16 protein-coding genes and 1 riboswitch are annotated in these 20,128 nt (G+C 56.7%); of the genes, 10 read left to right on the top strand and 6 right to left on the bottom strand.

The features are described from left to right. Positions 1–68: 68 nt before the first annotated feature. Positions 69–1,637, bottom strand: coding sequence for a T9SS response regulator signal transducer PorX (gene porX / locus ACYVHC_RS02235; protein ID WP_460612029.1), 1,569 nt, complete (start codon positions 1,635–1,637; stop codon positions 69–71). 337 nt (positions 1,638–1,974) lie between these two features. On the opposite strand from porX, the gene ACYVHC_RS02240 reads away from it, so the two are divergent. From ACYVHC_RS02240 to ACYVHC_RS02270, 7 genes are all read left to right on the top strand, one after another. Continuing rightward, complete coding sequence (locus ACYVHC_RS02240) at positions 1,975–3,204, top strand: HD domain-containing protein (RefSeq protein WP_460612030.1); 1,230 nt, start codon at positions 1,975–1,977, stop codon at positions 3,202–3,204. Between the two features lie 91 nt (positions 3,205–3,295). After that, positions 3,296–5,107, top strand: coding sequence for a hypothetical protein (locus ACYVHC_RS02245; RefSeq protein ID WP_460612031.1), 1,812 nt, complete (start codon positions 3,296–3,298; stop codon positions 5,105–5,107). Between the two features lie 21 nt (positions 5,108–5,128). Next, a complete protein-coding gene (gene lpxD / locus ACYVHC_RS02250; protein WP_460612032.1) occupies positions 5,129–6,169 on the top strand; it encodes a UDP-3-O-(3-hydroxymyristoyl)glucosamine N-acyltransferase in 1,041 nt (346 codons plus the stop codon). Between the two features lie 98 nt (positions 6,170–6,267). Next, on the top strand, positions 6,268–7,662 hold the full coding sequence (locus tag ACYVHC_RS02255; RefSeq protein ID WP_460612033.1) for a bifunctional UDP-3-O-[3-hydroxymyristoyl] N-acetylglucosamine deacetylase/3-hydroxyacyl-ACP dehydratase: 1,395 nt from the start codon (positions 6,268–6,270) through the stop codon (positions 7,660–7,662). Between the two features lie 86 nt (positions 7,663–7,748). Then, the gene (gene lpxA, locus ACYVHC_RS02260; RefSeq protein WP_460612034.1) at positions 7,749–8,549 is read left to right on the top strand and encodes an acyl-ACP--UDP-N-acetylglucosamine O-acyltransferase; all 801 of its coding nucleotides are present in this window, start codon (positions 7,749–7,751) and stop codon (positions 8,547–8,549) included. Between the two features lie 102 nt (positions 8,550–8,651). After that, positions 8,652–9,284: an ABC transporter ATP-binding protein gene (locus tag ACYVHC_RS02265; RefSeq protein ID WP_460612035.1), complete on the top strand. Its 633-nt coding sequence runs from the start codon at positions 8,652–8,654 to the stop codon at positions 9,282–9,284. 244 nt (positions 9,285–9,528) lie between these two features. Continuing rightward, entirely contained in the window at positions 9,529–9,891 is a 363-nt protein-coding gene (locus ACYVHC_RS02270) for a hypothetical protein (protein WP_460612036.1), read from the top strand. Between the two features lie 85 nt (positions 9,892–9,976). Here ACYVHC_RS02270 and ACYVHC_RS02275 read toward each other — a convergent pair whose 3' ends face one another. Together ACYVHC_RS02275 and ACYVHC_RS02280 are read right to left on the bottom strand one after the other, a co-directional pair. Further along, a complete protein-coding gene (locus ACYVHC_RS02275; RefSeq protein ID WP_460612037.1) occupies positions 9,977–10,744 on the bottom strand; it encodes a DUF4197 domain-containing protein in 768 nt (255 codons plus the stop codon). Between the two features lie 114 nt (positions 10,745–10,858). After that, positions 10,859–11,680: a DUF4197 domain-containing protein gene (locus ACYVHC_RS02280; protein ID WP_460612038.1), complete on the bottom strand. Its 822-nt coding sequence runs from the start codon at positions 11,678–11,680 to the stop codon at positions 10,859–10,861. A gap of 99 nt (positions 11,681–11,779) precedes the next feature. Between ACYVHC_RS02280 and ACYVHC_RS02285 the strand changes: the two genes are divergently transcribed. Then, positions 11,780–13,033, top strand: coding sequence for a competence/damage-inducible protein A (locus ACYVHC_RS02285; RefSeq protein WP_460612039.1), 1,254 nt, complete (start codon positions 11,780–11,782; stop codon positions 13,031–13,033). Positions 13,034–13,114: 81 nt separating this feature from the next. Here ACYVHC_RS02285 and ACYVHC_RS02290 read toward each other — a convergent pair whose 3' ends face one another. Beyond that, the gene (locus ACYVHC_RS02290) at positions 13,115–14,377 is read right to left on the bottom strand and encodes a homoserine dehydrogenase (protein ID WP_460612040.1); all 1,263 of its coding nucleotides are present in this window, start codon (positions 14,375–14,377) and stop codon (positions 13,115–13,117) included. Positions 14,378–14,573: 196 nt separating this feature from the next. Then, positions 14,574–14,687: riboswitch (SAM riboswitch) on the bottom strand. 232 nt (positions 14,688–14,919) lie between these two features. Between ACYVHC_RS02290 and ACYVHC_RS02295 the strand changes: the two genes are divergently transcribed. Both ACYVHC_RS02295 and ACYVHC_RS02300 read left to right on the top strand, forming a co-directional pair. Continuing rightward, positions 14,920–16,338: a dihydrolipoamide acetyltransferase family protein gene (locus ACYVHC_RS02295; protein ID WP_460612041.1), complete on the top strand. Its 1,419-nt coding sequence runs from the start codon at positions 14,920–14,922 to the stop codon at positions 16,336–16,338. An 89-nt stretch (positions 16,339–16,427) separates the two neighbouring features. Continuing rightward, positions 16,428–16,634: a hypothetical protein gene (locus tag ACYVHC_RS02300; RefSeq protein WP_460612042.1), complete on the top strand. Its 207-nt coding sequence runs from the start codon at positions 16,428–16,430 to the stop codon at positions 16,632–16,634. Between the two features lie 100 nt (positions 16,635–16,734). On the opposite strand, the gene ACYVHC_RS02305 is transcribed toward ACYVHC_RS02300, so the two are convergent. Both ACYVHC_RS02305 and ACYVHC_RS02310 read right to left on the bottom strand, forming a co-directional pair. Next, entirely contained in the window at positions 16,735–17,151 is a 417-nt protein-coding gene (locus ACYVHC_RS02305) for a DoxX family protein (RefSeq protein ID WP_460612043.1), read from the bottom strand. A 194-nt stretch (positions 17,152–17,345) separates the two neighbouring features. Further along, positions 17,346–19,931, bottom strand: coding sequence for a TonB-dependent receptor (locus ACYVHC_RS02310; RefSeq protein ID WP_460612044.1), 2,586 nt, complete (start codon positions 19,929–19,931; stop codon positions 17,346–17,348). Between the last annotated feature and the right edge of the window lie 197 nt (positions 19,932–20,128).

Below are 20,128 nucleotides of genomic sequence, written 5' to 3' on the forward strand. Positions count from 1 at the left end.
TTTGTTGATAAGGCAGTTGCCTTTTACACCAAAGGCCAGCTAGTACCTAGCCTTTGGTGGTTTACTAGCTACCCTTTCGGGCTAAGCACCACGTAGGGAATAATGCATTCCTCCAGAGATATGCCGCCATGCTGGAACGTGTCCTTGTAGTAGTTCACGTAGTAATTGTAGTTGTTGGGGTAGGCAAAGAAGTAGTCTCCCACCGTGAACACGTAGGCGGTGCTTACATTTTCGCGGGGCAAGAAAATGTTCTCTGGCTTGCGTACCGTGTACACGTCGCGCGAGTCATCGAAGCCTAAGTTTTTGCCGTGCTTGTAGCGCAGGTTGGTGTTCGTATTCCGGTCGCCCACAATCTTGTAGGGGCGCTTCACCCGAATGGTGCCGTGGTCGGTGGTGATGATGAGTTTGCCCTTCTTCTCCGAAATCACTTGCAGCATTTCATACAGCGGCGAGTGCAGGAACCACGATTTGGTGATGCTGCGGTACGCCGACTCATCGGCGGCCAGCTCCCGAATCATGGCCATGTCGGTGCGGGCGTGCGAGAGCATGTCCACGAAGTTGTAGACGATGGCGTTCAGCTTATAGTTGTTGTGCAGGTTGGCCATTTTGCCCAGCAGGTCTTTGCCAGCTTGCAGGTTGGTAACCTTGTGGTAGCTGAACTTATGCTTCTGACCGGCTTTCTGGAACATGATTTCCATGAACTCGGCCTCGTGCATGTTCTTGCCTTCGTCGTCGTCGTCCCACACCCACAAGTTGGGGTATTTCTTCTGGATTTCGCCAGGCATCATGCCCGAGAAGATGGCGTTACGCGCATACGCCGTGGTAGTGGGCAGAATGCTGTAGTACGTCTCCTCCGAATCGACGGTGAACAGCTCGGCGATGATGGGCTCCAGCACCTTCCACTGGTCGTAGCGCAGGTTATCGATGAGCAGGAAGTACACGGGGGTATCGCCGGTTTCCTTGAGCATCGGGAACACGCGCTCCTTGAAGAGCTGGTGCGACATGAGCGGGGCGTCTTTGTCGTCGCCGTTTACCCAGTCTTCGTAATTCTCCGTGATAAAGCGGCCAAAGTACGTGTTGGCTTCGTCCTTCTGCATGTTGAAGACTTCGGCCATGCTTTTGCCTTCCGTCTCGTTGATTTCCAGCTCCCAGTACACCAGCTTCTTGTATACCTCGGCCCATTCACTAGGGGTCAGGCGGTCAGAAAGCTGCATACCCAGCTGGCGGAAGTCGCGCTGGTAGCCGCTGTTGGTTTTCTCACTTACCAGGCGCTTGTTGTCGAGCACCTTTTTTACGGCCAGCAGGATCTGGTTGGGGTTCACGGGTTTGATGAGGTAGTCGGCAATTTTGGAGCCGATAGCCTCCTCCATGATGTGCTCTTCCTCGCTCTTGGTAATCATCACCACGGGCACCGTGGGGCGCACCGCCTTGATTTCGGTGAGGGTTTGCAAGCCCGAGAGACCGGGCATGTTTTCATCCAGAAACACGATGTCATAGGTCTGCTCCTGAATTTGCTCCAAGGCATCGGCGCCGGAATTCACGCCCGTTACGTCGTAGCCTTTTTCCTTGAGGAAGAGAATGTGGGGTTTCAGGAGGTCGATTTCGTCATCGGCCCAGAGGATGCTGTATTGTTGCATGGAAAGGGAATGTAGAATGTACCCCGGCGCCCTTGCGCCCGGAATGGTGGAACGAGCCTGCTCAGCGCTGCCTGCCACTACTAGGCTCTACAGAGCCGAAATAGCGGTTATGGGTTGCAACTGAAGTTTCGTAAGTAGCTTTACTCCCAATCCCTGTTTTTTGATTCTAAAAATTTTGGTTCTGCTATACTTCATGCATCAACTCGGCCGTAAAGAAGCCGAAAAATGCTGAATTGGCATTATCACTCAGCCGAGCGCGGCCTCGTGTTACTAGCTAAACCGTGCCGTACTGCTTACGTTTACCGATGCGCACAGCTGAAGCGTGGCGCACCCCTTTATGAACAAAAAGAAAATCTTTAACGACCCGGTGTATGGCTTTGTCACCATCCCAACGGAGTTGCTATTTGACCTGATTGAGCATACGTATTTTCAGCGCCTGCGCCGGATTCAGCAGTTGGGCCTTACCAGTTTTGTGTACCCCGGCGCCCTGCATACCCGCTTCCACCATGCCCTCGGGGCCATGCACCTCATGACGCTGGCCCTGCGGACGCTGAAAGACAAAGGTGTAAAAATTTCAGCCAAGGAAGGCGAAGCGGCCATGGCGGCCATCCTGCTGCACGATGTAGGGCACGGCCCATTGTCTCATGCCTTGGAGCGCAGCATCTTTCATGATGTGCACCACGAGGAGCTGAGTTTGCACCTCATGCGCAAGCTAAATAGCCAGTTTGACGGCTCTTTGGACCTAGCCATTGAGATTTTTGAAGGAACGTATTCCCGGCCCTTTTTCCACCAGCTCGTGAGCAGCCAGCTCGACATGGACCGGCTGGATTACCTAAACCGCGACTCGTTTTATACTGGCGTGCAGGAAGGCCGCCCCGGTGCCGACCGCCTGATTAAAATGCTGACGGTGGTAGATGAACGCCTAGTTCTAGAGGAAAAAGCGGTGTACAGCATCGAGAACTTTCTGGTGAGCCGCCGCCTGATGTACTGGCAAGTGTACCTGCACAAAACCGTTACCTCAGCCGAGCAAATGGTCATCCGGATTATGCAGCGGGCGCGTGATTTGGTGCTGGCCGGTATAGAGGTGCCCTCCTCGCCTAACCTGCACTACTTTCTGTCGCGCAACGTAACGCAGCAAGAGTTTGAGCAGGACGATGAGATTCTGCGCCGCTTTACCCGCCTTGATGATACGGATGTGTGGGGCGCCGTGAAGCTCTGGGCCGACCACCCCGATAAAGTACTCAACTACCTTGCCCAAAGCCTCCTCGATCGGCACCTGTTTAAAATCACGCTCCAGAGTGAGCCATTTGACGACGATTTCCAGCTAGGCATTGTGGAGCTGATTTCCGAGCACTTTCACCTGCCGGCCAAAGATGCTGCCCAGCTCATGCTCACGGGCCGCATCAGCAACAATGCCTACGATGCCGACGGCCAGGACCCAATTGATGTACTCACGAAGCGCGGTAAAGTAGTAAACGTGGCCGAGGCCTCCGATCTGCCCAACATTCGGGCAATTAGTCAGCGGGTAGAGAAACACTACATCTGCTACCCCAAGGAAATACTCTAACCTCTACTATAGTTTGGCCTGCTGCCTTAGGCTCTAGCCTTGAGGCGACCTAGTGCGGCGCTGGTCACGAGGCTGGGCATTGTATTCTTGTATGTTTGTTGTAAACCAACGTATTAAGTCAGGCAGTACTTCGCTGCCAGTGGGGTTGCTGGCGCTGTTTTTACTAGGTATCAGCGGCAGCCTAAGTCTGCTGTATAGCTCCGTCTCGATTCCTGATTTGCAGGCCTTGCGCCACGCTATTTATGAGCGCAACGCCTTACCTGAGTTTGTATTACAGGTAACCGCCGCGCGTTTTGCCCAGCTGCGGTTTGGTTTACTAGCCTGCGTTGTAGGGGCAAGCCTAATAATAGCCTACTTATTATGGAAACGAAGGCTAGCGCCTGAGCTACGCGTGTGCCGGCAGGAACTTCATCATGCACTGGCGAGTGTAGGCGAAGCGCTGGCGCGGTTGTCGAAGGCGGAACGGTGGCTGGGGGGCTTGGTGCTAGTAGGAGTGCTAGCGCTGCGGATCTATTATTTCCTGGTGTATCCGCTAGGCACCGATGAGGTAGCAACCTATGACTACTTTGTGCGCGGCGGGCCGGTAGCTATTACCAGCTTCTACCCTATTCCCAACAACCACATCCTGTTTAGCCTTAGCTGCTGGGTAGTGAGTTGGTTTACTCACCATGATGTCCTGATTCTGCGGGTTCCTACGCTGGTGGTGAGCCTGTTTGGCACGCTGGTTACGTATGCGCTGCTGCTGCGCCTTACTAACTTCCGGGTGGCAACGCTGGCGGTGGGCCTTTTTTGCTTCTCCCCGCTGAGTGTGTATTACGCCGTGGTGGGGCGCGGTTATTTTCTGCTGATTACGCTGGCCATCCTGCAGTTTTTGGCGGCGCTGGCCATTCTGCATTCCAAGCACTATCAGCGGCTAGGCTGGGGCGTATTCGTGATAACGGGCGTACTAGGTATGTACACCATCCCAACCTATGCCTACCCGCTGGCTTCCTTAGGCTTTTGGCTGACGGTGGTGTTTTTGCGTCGGCGCGACTACGCGGCGCTGGGCCATGTGCTCGGAGCGGGCGGGTGTATCGTGCTGGGCACCCTAGTACTGTATGGGCCGATTATTTGCGTTTCCGGCTTGCAAGCTCTTACTGGCAATGAGTACGTAGCTCCGCAGCCGCTTTCCTTGTTCTGGCCCAACTATCTCTCCTATTTGCAGCAGCCAGCCCACGAGTTATTTGGTCATGAGCGGCTGAGTGTGGCAGCTTTTCTGGGCGTAATGCTCCTATCATTCGGAGTATTGCCCCTATTGCCTGCCGCGCACCGGCGTGTAGCTGTGCCAGCCCTGGTTGTGGTGCTGCTTCCCTTTTTATTTATGCCTTTGCAGCGGGTGTATGCCTCGGCCCGGGTGCTGATGTACGCCACGTTCTTTTTTTTCCTGGCTGCTGCCTTGGCCGCCGATTGGCTACTAGGCACCAAACGGCTGGCAACCCGGCAGGTGCTGCCGCTGCTTGGATTCATGCTACTAGGGTACGGCAGCTACCAAACAGTTTTGTACCGCCACTACCTGCGCAATGCCCGCGCTCAAGAGCAACAACTCAAACAAACGTATGCGTGGCTGGAGCAACGCAAGCCGCATAAAGTTCTCTTTGAAGCGCCGTTCCACAAGCTCTATTTTCATCATTACGCCACGGTTTCCGGTTACCCGCTGCACTTATTTGAGGCCTCGGCTAGCCCCCCTGCCCACTACGACTATTTGGTAGTGGCCAGAGGACAGCGACCATTGCCCAGCTGGATAGCTGCCGGAGCTTACCGTTCCGCTTATTCTGACGGCTGGGTAACGATTTGGGAACCGACTGCAGCGGCAGCGGGCCTAGCGCCCCGAACAAGTGCAGCGGCACCCAACGTCAGGAAATAGATATTTCTCTACTTTTGCCTGATGGAATTTACCGTAGGTCAGATAGCAGAAGTACTGCGCGGAGCAGTGGAAGGTGACGCCACGCAGCGCATTGATCGACTGGCAAAAATTGAAGAAGCCCAGGCAGGTGCCCTCTCCTTTCTGGCCAACCTCAAATACGAGCATCATCTGTACACAACGGGCGCCTCAGCCGTCATCGTGAGTCGTACGCTGGAGCTTAAGCAGCCCACCAACGCTGCCCTCATTCGCGTCGACGACCCCTATACCAGCTTTACGACCCTGCTGGAGTTTTATCAGCAGGCCACCCGCACCGGCAAACGCGGCGTGGAGGAGCCCGCCTATATGGGCGCTAGCTCCCGCATCGGCGACAACCACTACCGCGGGGCCTTCTCCTATATTGGCGAGAACTGTGAAATTGGGAATGACGTGGTGATTTTCCCCCACGTGTACATCGGCGACCGGTGCAAAATTGGGGATGGCACCATTCTCTATGCCGGGGCCAAAGTATACGCCGAAACCGTTATTGGGGCGCGCTGCACCATTCATGCCGGCGCGGTGCTCGGCTCCGATGGCTTTGGCTTTGCGCCACAGCCTGATGGCTCTTACCGCACCATTCCGCAAATTGGCAACGTGGTGCTGGAAGATAATGTGAGCGTGGGCGCCAACGCCACCATCGACTGCGCCACTATGGGCTCCACTATTATCCGTGAGGGCGCCAAAATCGATAACCTCGTCCAGATTGCCCACAACGTCGAAATAGGCCGCCACACCGTGGTAGCGGCCCAAGCTGGCATTTCGGGCTCAACTAAAATCGGCGACTTCTGCGTGCTGGCGGGCCAGGTGGGGTTGGCCGGTCATCTGACCCTAGCAAACCGCACCACCGTTACGGCCCAATCGGGCGTAGGCAAGTCCATTAAGGAAGAAGGCGTGTTTCTGCAGGGCTCCCCGGCCTTCAACCTCCGCGATAGTTTGCGGTCCAACGCCGTGTTTCGGCACCTGCCTGAGCTGGAACGCCGTCTAACTCAGCTGGAGCGCAACCAATCCGAAGCGGAAAAGCCCTAGCTTTGCACCCCTCAGAGTTGTGAGTTGCCAGTTGCCGGTTGCCAAGTCGTGTTCCGACTGCGCTGGAAACCGGCAACTCGCAACGGACAACTCAACCAATGAACGACAAGCAACATACGATCAAGGCCCCCGTCACCGTGCGTGGCATTGGCCTTCATACGGGCGTGCAGGCCACCATGACGTTCTGCCCCGCTCCTATCAACCACGGCTACAAGTTTCAGCGCATCGATTTGCCCGGCCAGCCCATCGTGGATGCCGACGTAGACAACGTAGTAGACCTTTCGCGCGGCACCACCATTGAGCAGAACGGCGCCCGCGTAAATACGGTGGAGCACACGCTGGCGGCCCTGGTTGGCCTTCAGATTGATAACGTCCTGATTCAGCTGGATGGCCCTGAGCCGCCCATTATGGATGGCTCCAGCTTTGAGTTCATTAAGCCGCTGCAGGAAGTAGGCTTAGAAGAGCAGAACGCCCTACGCAACTACTTCGAGATTCCCGACGAAATCCGCTACGTAGATAACGCCCGGGCCGTGGAAATTGCTGGCCTGCCGCTGAACAGCTACCGCCTCACGGTGATGGTGGACTACAACTCGCCGGTACTAGGCTCGCAGCATGCTTCGCTTACGCATATTGATCAGTTTGCAACGGAAATTGCCTCGTCGCGCACCTTCTGCTTTCTGCACGAACTAGAGGCGCTCTACAAGCAAAACCTCATTAAAGGCGGCGACCTAAGCAATGCCATTGTGGTAGTAGACCGCGTGGTTAGCGACGATGAGCTCAGCGACCTGGCTACCATGCTCGGCAAGCCCAAAGTGGCCGTCAAGAAGGAAGGCATCCTCAACAACGTAGACCTGCGCTACAAAAATGAGCCCGCCCGCCACAAGCTCCTGGACTTGGTTGGCGATTTGGCCCTAGTAGGCCGCCCGCTTAAAGGGCAAATTTTGGCGGCGCGCCCCGGCCACGCGGCCAACGTGGCGTTTGCCAAGCGCATCAAAAAGAAGATGATGGAGGCGCACACCAGCCCTATTCCATCATATGACCCCTCGCGAGAGCCGGTGATGGACATCAACAAGATTGCCGCCATCCTGCCCCACCGTTACCCGTTCCTGCTCATCGATAAAATCATTCACCTGGATGCCAACACGGTAACGGGCGTGAAGAACGTGACGATGAACGAGCCCTTCTTTCCGGGCCACTTCCCCGGCAACCCCGTGATGCCAGGCGTGCTCCAGATTGAAGCTATGGCCCAAACCGGCGGCATTCTAGTACTGAACACCGTACCGGACCCCGAAAACTACTGGACTTACTTCCTAGGCATTGAAAACTGCCGGTTCCGCCGCATGGTAAAGCCCGGCGACACCATCATTTTCAAGTGCGACCTCACGGCCCCCATCAAGCGCGGCATTGCCAAAATGAGCGGCAAAGCCTTCGTGAACGGGAAGGTGGTCATGGAAGCCGAAATGTCCGCTAGCATCGTCCGCAAAACCGCATAACCTGTGGAGTTACAACTACTAAGCTGCTCCTTGCCATACCGCGCTAGCCTTCAGCTGACTAGCTTGTAATTCATAACCAATCAAGAATGAACCAGCCGCTCGCCTATATTCACCCCGAAGCCCGGATTGCCCAAAACGTGGTAGTGGAGCCGTTCACTACCATTGACAAGGACGTGGAAATTGGGGATGGCACCTGGATTGGACCCAACGTCACGATTATGGCTGGGGCCCGCATTGGCAAAAACTGCAAGATTTTCCCGGGCGCCGTTATTGCTGCGCAACCCCAGGACCTGAAGTTTGCCGGTGAAAAAACCACCGTGCATATTGGTGACAATACCGTGATTCGGGAGTGCGTGACGATTAACCGCGGTACCGTGGATAAGCTCAAGACCATAGTGGGCGCCAATTGCCTGCTGATGGCCTACGTGCACGTTGCGCATGACTGTGTTATCGGCGACAACTGCATTCTGGCCAACACGGTGCAGGTGGCCGGGCACGTTGAAATTGGCGACTATGCCATCATCGGCGGCTCGTCGGCCATTCACCAGTTTGTGCGGGTGGGCGCTCATGCCATGATTTCGGGTGGCTCTCTGATTCGGAAGGACGTACCGCCCTTCGTGAAAGCCGGGCGTGAGCCGCTTAGCTACGCAGGCATCAATAGCATTGGGCTACGCCGCCGGGGCTTCTCTGATCAGAAAATTTCAGAGATTCAGCAGCTGTACCGCTTGCTGTTTATGAGCGGCCTGAACAATGCCACCGCCCTAGAGCAGATTGAGTTGGAGCTGGCGCCTTCTCCGGAGCGCGACGAGGTAGTAAACTTTATTCGCAACTCTGGTCGGGGCGTTATCAAGGGCTACGGCCGCAGCAGCAACGGCTCGGGCGAATAGTCTTTCTTTAGCAGCCAACACGAGCGGTGAGCTGGTAGCTAGGCGCCCTTGGCTCCGGCGTACTAGGTCACCGCTTTTGCGTAACTCCTTCTTCCCTCACTTATGCAGATTACCGCGACCGGGCTCGGTAAGCGCTTTGCCCGCGACTGGATTTTCCGGAACCTGACGCACACCTTTGAGCCCGGTACCGCCACAGCCATTCTGGGGCCCAATGGTGCCGGCAAGAGCACGCTGCTCAACACCCTGTCGGGGCAGATTTTGCCTACGGCTGGCACGGTGGCCTATACGCTGCAGGGCCAGACGGTTGAGGTGGAGGAAGTACCTAGGCTGCTGGCGTATGCGGCGCCTTACCTGGAGCTGATTGAGGAGCTTACCCTAGCGGAGCACATTCAATTTCATACCCGCTTTAAGCCACTACAGGCGGGCATCACGGCTACGCAGCTCATCAGCCTGATGTATCTGGAAAAGTCGCGGCATAAGCTGGTGCGCGATTTTTCCTCCGGAATGAAGCAGCGCTTAAAGCTGGCCCTCGCCCTGTATGCAGCTACCCCCTTGCTCCTGCTCGACGAGCCGACAACGAACCTTGACCGCACCGGCGTGGAATGGTATCTGGAGCACGTGCACGCTACGCTTCCGGGCCGCACAGTGCTGGTTTCAAGCAATGTGCCGGAGGAATATGACTTCTGCCAAGCTCAACTGCTGATTACTGATTTTGGCGCGCAAGCTGCTCGCTAGCCTCAAATGTGGCAACAACCGCTTATTTTAGGTGGAAGGAAGCTCTGCTTTGGGAAGTGAACTGCTCCCGTTCAAAAATAAATTCCAGCGCTGCATGTGCCTGAACAGTTGATTTGACCTGCTTTTTTAGCTGAACCAGAAGCTCACTTCGTAACCCTGACAAGTAATCCGCGCGTATCTTCGCATCTGAAACGCCGCGGCGCCTTCATCCCGTTTTTTCACCCTTACCGCCCCTAGCAAGGCCATGAGACAATACGACGACGACCTCGACGATGACCTCTTCGACGATGACGAGATAGATAACTTCGCCAAAACCGGCGGCAGCAAAACTCGCGGCAACTCCGAAGACCAACTTTCTGCCAAATACGCCGACTACCTGATGTGGCGCGACACGGGCTCCTCGCACGACGAGGCCCTGGACCTGGCCAGCATGACGGAAGACGAGTTTGCCACGGCCGAAGCGACTGAAGACCCCGATGGCAGCACCAGCTTCAGCTCGCTCGACGACCTGGATGACGATGACTTCTCCGACGATGACACCGACGAGTACGGTCGCTCCGGCAGCTCACGCAACAGCAGCCGCAACTCCGACTATGACGATTACTAGGACCTAGTACGCTTGGCTTCTGTATCAACAAAAAAGCCCGTCCCTTAACAGGGGCGGGCTTTTTGCTTTTATCACTGAAACGTTACTAGCCCTGCTTCTTACCGAAAACCCGCTTTAGCAGCTCTGTGGTGCGTGCCATGGGGTTTTCTCGGATGTTGGCTTCTTCCTGCGCAATCAGCGTGAAGAGGCCATCAATAGCCTTGCCGGTCGCGTACTGGTTCAGGTCGGTTTGCACGGGCTTTACCAGCGGAATGCGGTTGTAGCGCGTGGTCAGGTCAGTATAGTAACGGGTAGCGCCCACCTGGTTGAGACTTTGCTGCACAATGGGCTTGAAGGCCACCGTGAGCTGCTCCGTAGTTGTGCGCTTGAGGTAGTTGGTAGCGGCGTTCTTCTCACCCGTCAGAATTCCCCATACATCCTTAAACGTGAGGCTTTTGATAGCCGTCAGGAAGATGGGCTTAGCGCTTTTGGCCGCCTGCTCGGCACCACGGTTCAAACTCAGCTCAAACTTATCAACCTGGCTACCCAGGCCAATGGAACGTAGCGTAGTAGCCACCCGCTGAGCATCAGGAGGAAACGGGATTCGAATGAGCTTGTTGAGGTAGAAGCCGTCCTGCTGGGAGGCTTGGTCTGCGCCTTTGCTAATGCCTAGGGTCAGAGCCTCCTTTAAGCCACGAGCCGCTTCATCCTGCGTAATGCTGCCGGTGCTACCCGTTTGGGTGGTCCTGGAAGAAGTGGTAGGTTTCGAATTCCGCAGAATATCACCCAGCTTGGACAAGCTGAATTGGGCCGAAGCGCTGAAATTTAATCCCAGCAAAATTAAGGGCAATGCAAGGAAGTGGCGGTACGTCATGGCGACAGAATTGCAAAACAGATGTTGAGCTATACTTGGCAGAAACCGGACCAACTTTGCTCTCGGCCCAGCCGCTGATTTCCTAGCCCCGAGGCGTTGCTAAACTGGCCTCGTTTACTTGCCAAACACTCGCTTGAGTAGGGCGCTGCCCTGGGCCGCCGGATTCTGACGAATACGCACTTCTTCAGCGGCAATCAGAGAAAACAAACCATCCACAGTTTTTTCAGTGGCATACGGCACCAGCTGCGGGTTTAGCGGCGTCACGAGCGGTATCTTATTGTAGCGTGCTACCATTTCAGCATACAGCCGGATGGCGCCCGTTTGCTCCAGGGACTGCTGAACCGTGGGCTGAAAAGCGGTGCGGAGGTTAGCAGCCGTTTTTTCATACAGCAAGGTGGTAGCGGCATCGTTTTCCTTGCTGGTGGCCAGCGTGAGGGCGTCTTGCAGCGTGAGGTTTTGCACCGCGTTCAGGAAGATAGGCTTGGCTTGGGCGGAAGCCGTTTCGGCGGCCCGGTTCAGCGCTACCTCAAAATTATCGACCAAGCCCCCGGCCCGCACCTTGCGCAGCGTAGCGGCTACTAGCTCTGCTTCGGGCGGAAAAGGAATTCGGATATCGGCGTTGGCATTGAATCCGTCGGTTTCCCCGGCTTGCGCTACGGCCCGGCTTACGCCCTGGCTGAGGGCTTCGCGCAGGCCGCCGCTGGCTTCCTCAGCCGTAAGCGGGGCTTTAGCTACTACAACGGGGGTAGTAACCACTTTTGTAGCAGTGGCCTTGGTGGCGGTTGTTGTTTTTTTAACGGGCGCTTTCTTTTTGGCGGCCGTAGTTTTTTTAGTTGTGGCCGTCTTTTTCGTCGTGGTTTTCGTCTGGGCGGCGGCAAGTTGCGCGGTGGCCAAGGTGAGCGTGAGGCCGAGGGCCAGGGTACGGAGCGGGGTCATAAAACAAAAAAAGGTAAACCAGAAAGCCAGTATGGCGTTGTTAGCCGACGAGTTGCCAATATTGCGCCAAATCCGGCACTCCTCCTAACTCCCCCTTCTATGCCTATCATTCCCGACGTTGAAATCATGACTATCGGCGACGAACTGCTCTATGGGCAGGTCATCGACACCAATTCGGCTTTTATGGGCCAGGAGCTGGGCAAGCTAGGGCTACGCGTCCGCCAGATTACCAGCGTTTCTGATCGGGCCGATGAGATTGTGGCTGCCCTCGACCTAGCCCGGCAGCGTGCCCAGGTGGTACTGATGACGGGCGGCCTCGGCCCTACCAAAGATGACCTGACCAAGCACGTGCTGGCCCGCTATTTCAGCTCCGAGCTTGTGATGCACCAGCCTACCCTGGAGCACGTCGAAGGCTTTTTTCGGCGCTTCAACCGCCCTATGTTGGAAGTAAACCGCCAACAGGCCTTGGTACCTGCTGCCTGCGAGGTGCTGTTCAATGCCGTGGGTACGGCGCCGGGCATGTGGTTTGAGAACCAGGGAACCGTGTTTGTGAGCATGCCCGGCGTGCCGCACGAAATGAAGTACCTGATGACCCATGAGGTACTCCCTCGCCTGCAGCAACACTTCCAAACGCCCGCCATTGAGCACGTAGTAGTACAGACGGTGGGCCTGGGCGAGTCGTTTCTGGCGCAGCAGATAGAAGCGTGGGAAACGGCCTTACCACCCAACGTGAAGCTAGCGTACCTGCCGTACCTCGGCGGCGTGCGCCTGCGCCTCACCGGCCACGACGATGGCCAGCCCGACCTGCGGGCCCGCATGGAAGCCCTGTTACCTGAACTACGCACCTTGCTCGGCGACCATATTTTTGCCGTAGGAGAAATCAAGCTGGAAGAAGCTGTGGGTCAGCAGTTGCAAGCGCGCGGCCTTACCCTAGGCACCGCCGAGAGTTGCACTGGTGGCTTGCTAGCGCATCGGCTTACCAGCATTCCGGGCAGTTCCCGCTATTTCCAGGGTAGCATCATTGCGTATTCCAACGATATAAAACAGCGCCAGTTGGGTGTAAAGCACGAAACACTAGCTGCCCATGGGGCCGTAAGCGAAGCCACCGTAGCCGAAATGGCCGAAGGCTTACGCCAGCAGTTGGGCGTTGATGTGGCCCTAGCAACCAGCGGCATTGCCGGCCCCGATGGAGGCACCCCGGAAAAGCCCGTTGGCACGGTATGCATTGCCTACGCTGATGCGCACCGCACCGTCACGAAGCAAATCAGCTTTGACCGTGGCCGGCAGCTAAATCTGGAATACACCACCACCATGGCCTTGAACCTGCTGCGACTGAGCTTACCCAAGGACTAGCATGTGTAGTTCTAGAAAGAAGCCGAGGCACAGATCCACTTAGGTAGCACATGTGGTGTCTGTTCCTCGGCATCTTCATGCTTACTCAGCCTCTGTTAGGGCTCGGATGGGCACTACATCCGGCACTACCGGTGCCTCGCTTGCGGCGCGCAACGGACTAGGCAACCGCACCACGCAAACCCCGGGGGCCCGCAGCCACGCCGCCTGCGCTAGCTGTGCTAGCCCAATGGTACCCGTAAGGTAGTGGCCGCGCTTACTGGACCGGAACTGCTCGTACACGTGGCTGAAATCAGCTACCTCAGGAATAACTTCATCCGTAAAAGTCACCAGCACATCCAACTCGGCGGCAGTGGCCAAGGCCAGGGCGTTCTGCTGATGCAGTTTCTTGTACTCGTAGCGGTAGCCGTAGGTCAGGGCCGAAAGGTCGCTGAGAACGGCAGAGGCGGTGGGGAATGCACCCGCGCCCCGGCCCAGAAAAAACTGCCGGTCAGCAAAGCTGCTTTGCGTGATAAGACCATTGTACTCGTCGTGCACACGGGCCAGCTCGTGCTCAGGTGTTACCAGCGTAGGCAGCACCGCCGCCGCAATAGTGCCATCGGGTAGGCGCCGGCCTTCCGCCACCAGTTTCAGCGCGTAGCCCTTCTCTTTGGCGTAAGCCGTTGCTAAAGGGCTCAGGCGGTCAATGCCCAGCGTCAGGAGCTGCTCAGGCGCTACTACCAACCCGAAGGCATGCGTCAGGAGCAGTATGAGCTTGTTGCGGGCGTCAAGGCCTTCTACATCCAGAGCCGGGTTGCTTTCCGCGAAACCAAGCGCCTGAGCCTGCCCCAAGGCCTCCGCAAACGACAGCGCGTCGCGGTGCATGGCCGTGAGAATGTAATTGGTGGAGCCATTGATGATGCCCTCCACTGACTCTAGCAGGTCGTTGTCGTAATATTCCTCTAGGTTGCGGATGACGGGCAGGCTAGCGCAGGCAGCAGCCTCGTAGAGCAGGGGCGTGCCGGTTTCGCGCTGTAGCTGAATAAGCTCGGGCAGGTGCTCGGCCAGCATTTTTTTATTGGCCGTGACTACCGCTTTACCGCGGCGCAGGGCTTCCGTCACAATCAAATAGGCCTCGTCGGCGTCATCAATCAGCTCTACAATCACGTTGAGTGAAGAATCTTGGAGCAGCTCCTGGCGGTCGAAGGTGAACAGGGCCGCCGGAAGTGGGCGGACTTTCTCCCGGTTTTTAACCCCAATACGCCCGATGCTGGCCCGCAGCCCCGGCGTACGCTCCAGCACGGTGTGCAGGCCCTGGCCTACTACTCCAAACCCAAACAGGCCAATGCGAATATCTTTGCGACTCATACCAATTGTGTGAATGTCAGCCCGCTAGGGTGCATGCAAGCACTACCCCCTACCGACGACTATGAATGGATGTTGATGCACTCAACGCCCTCATTTCACTCGGCACTTAGTCAAGAGTTCTCACCGAAAAGGCACAAAAAAAGCCCTTCCGATAAGTCAGAAGAGCTACACCCGCTGCAGACGGGGAACATCTTGTAACTTATCTTTTCTCGGGTAGCCGAAGCTGTTCCGAGACAGGATTTAGCACCTGGTATTGCTACTGGTTGCTAAGGCATCACAGGGCCTGTCCCTCCGCCTTTCTTGATAAGTGCCCCGTGAAAGGGGCGCGGGGCAAATATACAACCCAATTTTTCTCACGCAATTTTGGCGGCGAAAGGCCCATGTACCAACCTCACTAGCCCCCAGCCGTAGCTACACCCATTTTCGGATACACGGCCGGGCTTTGCGAGGCGTTGAGGCTTTCTGTTACCTTTGAGTCCGCAACTCCCCAGTCCGCATAGCAAAACCCTCCCACCCCATAACCCAACCCTACCCCCAACCGCATGGCACGAGTGGAAATGACGATGCCCAAGATGGGCGAATCCATCATGGAAGGCACCGTCCTGAAATGGCTCAAACAAGTAGGCGACTCCATCGACCAAGATGAATCGGTGCTGGAAGTAGCCACCGATAAGGTAGATACCGAAGTTCCAGCCCTGCACGCCGGCATCCTCCAGGAAATTCTGGTTCAGGAAGGCCAAGTAGTGGCCGTTGGCGCCCCCATCGCCATTATTGAAACCGATACCGCTAGCGCTGGCACCGCCGCTCCTACGGCCGCTGCCGAAATTCCGGCTCCTTCTGCCAATGGCGCCGAAAAGACTACCGCTGAGGTTCCCTATCTCCCCGAGACCGGCGACCCGCAGGCCAACCCTGCGCAAGCCGTAGCAGCCCAGCCCCAGACGGGCCGTTTCTACTCGCCGCTGGTGCTCAGCATCGCCCGCGAAGAAGGCATCTCCATGGCCGACCTGGAGTACCTGCCCGGTACTGGCAGCGAGGGCCGCGTTACCAAAAAAGACATTCTCGATTACGTAGCAGCTGGCAAGAAACCCCTAGGTCAGGCAGCGGCTGCAACCCCGGCGGCTCAGCCTCAGGCCGTGGCTCCTGCACCGCAAGCGCCGGCTTCGCAGCCCGCTGCCCAGCCCGCTCCGGCGTCAGCACCCCAGTCTTCATCTGCTGCTATAACACCTTCTAAATCAGTTCCTTCCATTAGCGGAAATCAAGAACTGATTGAGATGGACCGCATGCGCAAAATGATTGCCCAGCGCATGGTGGACTCCAAGAAGATTTCGCCCCACGTGACTTCTTTTGTGGAGGCCGACGTGACCGACATCGTGAACTGGCGCAACAAACATAAGGATGCCTACAAGAAGCGCGAAGGCGAAAACCTGACCTTCACGCCCATCTTCATTCAGGCCATTGCGCGCGCCATCCAGGACTTCCCGATGATCAACGTCTCGATTGAGGGCGACTACATCATCAAGAAGCGTGACATCAATGTGGGTGTGGCCGTGGCCCTGCCCTCCGGCAACCTCATCGTGCCGGTCATTCATAACGCCGACCAGCTGAACCTGAACGGCCTCAGCAAAAAGGTAAACGACCTGGCCAACCGGGCCCGCGCTAACAAGCTGAAGCCCGAAGATCTGGAAGGTGGCACCTACACCGTTTCTAACGTAGGTTCCTTCGGCAACGTGATGGGCACGCCTATCATCATGCAGCCGCAGGTAGCTATTATGGCCGTGGGCGCTATCAAGAAGAAGCCGGCCGTTATCGAGACGCCGCAGGGTGATTTGATTGGCGTGCGTCACTTCATGTTCCTCTCGCATAGCTATGACCACCGCGTGGTAGATGGCTCGCTGGGTGGCATGTTCGTGCGCCGTGTGGCCGACTACCTAGAGCAGTTCGACCCGAACACGACTATCTAATTACAGCACATAAGCAGTGGAGGGTTGGTTGATGAGGCGCTAGCTCGCCTTACCAACCAACCCTCCCGCTTTTCCAGCCCTTGCCTGCCATGAATAAAACCTTGCCGCTCGTAGCCCTGCTGATTGCCTTGGGCCTGATTCTGTTTCTGTACCAGCGCCTGCGAATTGCTGAAACAGCCCTAGAAACAGCCCAGAAGCGCTTCAACGACTGCGAACAAGTCAACTTTCAGTTGCAGAACCAATTGGTGCAGGCCACGCGCGGCACTGTGCCCGATAGCCTGAAAGTACGCGACTAGCCTCCTGCTTCCTGTAAACCTAATCGGGCTTTGAAACGCAGCGGAACCTAGTGATTCTGCTGCGTCTCAAAGCCCGATTTGTGTGCATTGGCTTGCGTTGTTATACCACCGGATCTACCACGCTGCGGTTTCTGGCAGCATCTACGCTCCAGGGGCCGGGGCCGGCAGCAGCTAGGTACAGGAACACAAAGCAGTAGAGTACGGCTAGTTCTCCTTGATTTACAATGGGAAGCGCACCCTGCGGCGCATGGGCCATAAAGTAAGCCACGGCCATCAGGCCCGAAAGGATAAAGGCTACGGGCCGTGTAAAGAGCCCGATCAGCAGCAGCAAGCCGCCGCCAAACTCCAAGATGCCGGCTACCAGCATCAGGCCAGTAGCACCGCCACCGTTATCGGAGGGAGGCCAGTTGAACAGCTTCTGCGTGCCATGAAACAGGAACAGCAGGCCCGCCACTATGCGCAGCACGCTCAGCAGCCTGGCCGACCAGGGAGAAAGAAAAAAGGAAGTGTTTGCCATATAATGGTTGGGGAAAGAGTGTACCAGCCTACCTGAACGCAGAAGCAGCCCACCAGGATACGCCGAGCTGCTTGTAGCAAAACACTTTCCGGTGGTTTGGCACCTAGGACAGGCAGGCCCAACAGTTGGGTTTCACACAAAAAAAGCCTCGCTCCGAATGGAACGAGGCTTTTTTTGAAATGCTCAGCAGCCTGCTAGGGGCGGCCGCCACTGGTGCCCTGGGCAGGAGTAGCGCCGGCACCGTTGCCACCATCGCCGCCGTCTTTCAGGTCGTCGTTGCTGACGGAACGCCGGCGCTTGGGCTGGGCCATGCTCATCTTGCCGATGCGGTAGCTCAGGTTCACGCGCAGGCTGGTGCGGTGAAACACGTTCACGCTGTTTTGGTCCAGTGTGGCCGTGCTGATTTCGTTGCGGATACGGTTAGAAGGCGTGAAGAAGTTATCGGCGCCGAAGCCAATGGTACCCTTCTTCTCGGCAAAGTCTTTCTTCATGCTTAGGCTATATACCCCGAAGCCGCCCTGATAGCCTTGCAGCTGCACTTGGCGGCCGCGGTAGAAGCTGAATGCCTGCAGGCCCCAACCCTTGGTGAAGTTGTAGCCCCCCATCAGGCGGCCGCTGGCTACCCAACCCTGGTTACTGGCCGCAAAAAGTGCATTCGACTGGTTGTTGTCGAGGGTGGCGTAGTACACGTCGGCGCCACCGCCTAGGGTCAGTTTGTTGTTGATGTTAACGTTGGCATTCACGCTCCCGCCGTAGGCGTTTTCGGTGCCAATGTTGTCGTAGGTAGTCCGCACTATCCCCCCATCCAAGGGGGTGCGCACCGGTTGAATAGACTTATCGGTATTGCGCGCAAACACGCTGAAATTTAGCGAGGTCTGCTTGATGAAGGTGTTGTAGCCCAGCTCGAAGTTGTTGGTAAACTCAGGGTCCAGCCTTGGGTTACCCACCGTAATGTTCAGCGGGTTCGCCGACTGCGTATTCGGATTCAGGAACTGCAGCGAGGGGCGCTGAATCCGGCGGTTGTAAGCCGCCTTCAACACGTTGCCGTTGGTGAGCTTACGCGAGATATTCACGCTCGGCACCAGCACGCCATACGACGGAATCGTGGGTGCATTCTCGGTCAGGAAGCTGGCATCAATGGTGGTGTATTCGTAGCGGGTGCCAGCTTTCAGGGTGTAGCTTTTCAGGAAGCTCAGCGTGTACGAAGCGTACGCCGAGGCTACGTTCTGGTTGTAATCGAAAACGTTGGAGAGGTTGGTGCCCGTTTGCTCTTGGCCGTTGAGCAGCGTGGTATAGTCGCTGTTTACCTGGCGCATGATGTCCTTCACCCCGAATTCCAGCAGCTGCGTTTTGCTCAGCGGTGTTTGGTAGTCGGCCTGAATGGTTACCTCCTGGTTGTAGCTTTCGTTTTGGTTCTGGATGTCGTTGCCGGCCCCTTCGCCCGTCAGGATGTAGTTGGTGAAGTCGTTGTTGCGGGTATTGCGGCTGTACTGCCCTAGCAAGCTTAATTCGCGCTGAGGCGTCTCGAAGGTGCGGGTGTAGTTGACGGTAGCATCCAGCGTGTTCGAATTGTCTTTTACCCGCACGTCGCGCAGGCTGCTGAGCGGGTCTCGCCCATCAAAGAAGACCGTATTGGTAGCCAGTCCATCCTGATAGTTGGTGCCGTTGCGCAGGCCGAGTTGCACCGAGGCCGACAGGAAGTTGTATTTGTTTATGTCGTAGTCCCAGCCAAAGGAGTAGCGCCCGAACAGGTTTTGGTTGCGGGTATCAGCGTTCTGAATGGTCTGGCTCAAGAGCGTACGGGTGCTTAAGTTGCTGCCCTGCACGGCGTAGGTTTTCTGGTCATTGGAGAAGCTGCCCGGCGTGTTGTACTGCGCCCGGCCACCCCCGCCCAGCGAGAAGCCCATCTTCCCTACCCGATACGTTGCGTTCAACCCCAAATCTGAACCACGCAAACCGGCGCTGGAGCGCAAATCGAGGGTGAAGCCCTGCAGGTTGTTCTGCTTGGTGACGATGTTGATGATACCACCGGAGCCTTCGGCATCGTACTTCGCCGAGGGTGAGGTAATGACCTCCACGGTCTTGATCTGGTCGGCCGGAATTTGCTTGAGCGCGTCGGCAATGCTGTTGGCCGAGATGGTACTAGGCCGGTTATTGATCAGAACCCGGATGTTGGAGCTACCGCGCAAACTCACGTTGCCATCGAGGTCAACGGAGAGGTTGGGCACGCGCTTGAGCACGTCGGTAGCGTCGCCGCCGCGGGTGGTTTCGTCCTTTTCGGCATTGTACACCGTGCGGTCTACCTTTTCCTCTACTAGGCTGCGCTGGCCTTCTACGCGCACCTCACCGAGCGCCTGCGCCGTTGATTCCAGCGTCACGTTGCCCAGGGCAATGGTGTTGCCGGCCTCGGTAATCACTACCCCGGGTTTCTCTACCAACTTGTAGCCGATAAAGCTGATCTGGACGGTGTAGGTACCGGCAGCAATGCGTGGCAGGTTAAACTTGCCATTATCATCTGCGGCGGTACCATCCACGGGCTTGCCGGTAGCGGGGTTGAGTAGGGCTACCGTGGCATATGGCACTGGCTGCTTGGTAGCGGCATCAGTTACGGTGCCCGTAATGCGGCCGCTACCGGCCTGAGGCTGCGCCATAGGGGCCGCACCAGCCGGTGCGCCCGCGGGCCGGGTGGCGCCGGCCGGCCGCTCGCCGCCACCGGGCATTTGGGCTAGCACCGCATGCCCGCCGCTGGTGAGTAAAATGAGAAGGAAAAACTTTTTCATGTATTGAGAGGAAAACAGCACCCAACCAACCAGCGGCAACATCTGCCGCTATAGTGTATTCGCAAACCTAGCCCTTCGGGCAAAGCGGCCGAAACGAACCCGACCAAACGGCCGATTTCCGCCTCAAACACCTTAGAAAGCACGCACGAATGCCAGGCAACCGCAGCCACAGACGCAGTTTTGCCGCGGGGGTGGCA

Source organism: Hymenobacter seoulensis (assembly GCF_054780535.1).